The sequence below is a fragment of the Streptomyces sp. NPDC032472 genome, assembly GCF_040636955.1.
Classification (GTDB): Bacteria; Actinomycetota; Actinomycetes; order Streptomycetales; family Streptomycetaceae; genus Streptomyces.
On record NZ_JBEZVK010000044.1, the window covers coordinates 1 to 1,487 of the forward strand.

Genomic DNA, 1,487 nt, shown 5'->3' on the forward strand with positions numbered 1-1,487 from the left:
CAGCGGCTCGGCCGCCACCGGTGGGTCGTCGAGCGGACCGTGTCCTGGCTCGCCGGCTGCCGTCGGCTCCACCGCCGCTACGAACGCAAGGCAGAGCACTTCCTCGCGTTCGTCGGCATAGCCGCAGCCCTCATCTGCCACCGCCGCCTCACCAAATGAAACGACCTCTAAGGGCGGTCCTGCTGGGGGGCCGGGGGCTCCAGGCGGACGCAGCACCGGCCCGGCTCGGGCGCCAGGCGGGCCTCGAAGCGGTCCTCGCCGAGGCCGTCGAGGAGGCCGCCGAGGAGATGGAGGTTCATGCCGCAGACGGTCCGGGTGTGCTCGCGGGCCAAAGCGTGGAAGGGGCAGTTGGCGAGCACGATGGCACCGCCCTCGTGCCGCGGCTCGAAGCCGTTGCGTTCGAGCACCTCGACGATGCCGGCCGTGGACTGCCGGCCCAGCTGGGTGCCGAGCTCCTCGGCCTTGCGGTGCAGCACTGCGCGGACCGGCTCGCCGGTCGCCTCCGCTTCCTCGACGGCTTGGGCGAGGAGCCGGCCGGCCAGCTCGTAGCGCCGGTCGGGCAGGTTGACCTCGATGTGCCGGGGCGAGCGCCGGTAGAGCTTGGCCGGCCGGCCGGCCCCGGGGCCCGTGCGTCCCGTACGCCGTTCGTAGACGACGTCGAGCAGCGACTCCTGGGCCAGGCGGTCCAGGTGGAACGCGGCGGTCTGCCGCGCGAGGCCCAGTGCCTCGGCGGCCTCGTCGCGGCTGACGGGTGCGGGCTGGCGGCCCACGTACGCGTAGAGGCGGCTGCGGGTCGGCTCGTCGAGGGCGGCGATCGCGGAGACGTCCGAGCTCAGGCGGTGCGTCGTGTCCTCTGTGTCCTTCGGGTGGTCCACGCTGCCAGTGTAAAACCAATGGCTCTTGACTAAAGACGGAATCGGGGATTCTATCGTTAATGAAGGCTGCTTTTAGAAGGAGGCTGTCATGACGTCCACGACCCCCGCCCCCGTCACCCGTCGGGGCGCCGGCCTTGCCGATCCCGGTCGCCAGGCCTTCCTGATCCTGCGCGCCGGATTCACGGTGGCCCCGCTCCTGTTCGGCCTGGACAAGTTCGCCAACCTGCTCGTCGACTGGCCGATGTACCTCGCGCCCTGGATCAACGACATCGTCCCGGGGAGCGCCCAGGCCGCCATGTACGCGGTCGGCGTGATCGAGATCGTCGCCGGCATCGTGGTGGCCGTCGCCCCGCGCTTCGGCGGCTGGCTGGTGGCCGGCTGGCTGGCGGGCATCATCGTCAACCTGCTGACGATCCCCGGCTACTACGACATCGCGCTGCGCGACTTCGGACTGCTCCTGGGCGCCGTCGCCCTGGCCCGGCTCGCCCAGTACTACCACCGCGCCTCCTGAAAACGCCCCGGGCGGCAGCGGTGACGGCGCCGGGGGGCCGGGGGGGGGGGGGCCGCCACACACCGCCCCCCGGGGACAGTGCGGGGCGGGGGGAGGCGGTG

General features: G+C 72.3%; 3 protein-coding genes. 2 read left to right on the forward strand and 1 reads right to left on the reverse strand.

Translation table 11 applies throughout. The features are described from left to right. Positions 1 to 159: transposase (locus AB0F11_RS26160; protein ID WP_362170216.1), on the forward strand; the 159-nt coding region annotated here is incomplete at its 5' end. Between the two features lie 8 nt (positions 160 to 167). On the opposite strand, the gene AB0F11_RS26165 is transcribed toward AB0F11_RS26160, so the two are convergent. Next, a complete protein-coding gene (locus AB0F11_RS26165) occupies positions 168 to 875 on the reverse strand; it encodes a helix-turn-helix domain-containing protein (protein ID WP_362178351.1) in 708 nt (235 codons plus the stop codon). A gap of 88 nt (positions 876 to 963) precedes the next feature. Between AB0F11_RS26165 and AB0F11_RS26170 the strand changes: the two genes are divergently transcribed. Further along, positions 964 to 1,386, forward strand: a complete 423-nt coding sequence (locus AB0F11_RS26170; protein ID WP_362178353.1) for a hypothetical protein — start codon at positions 964 to 966, stop codon at positions 1,384 to 1,386. The last annotated feature ends 101 nt before the right edge of the window (positions 1,387 to 1,487 follow it).

Coding starts and splice junctions, on each gene's coding strand:
- AB0F11_RS26170 (WP_362178353.1), top strand. CDS start 964: ATGACGTCCACGACCCCCGCCCCCGTCACCCGTCGGGGCGCCGGCCTT.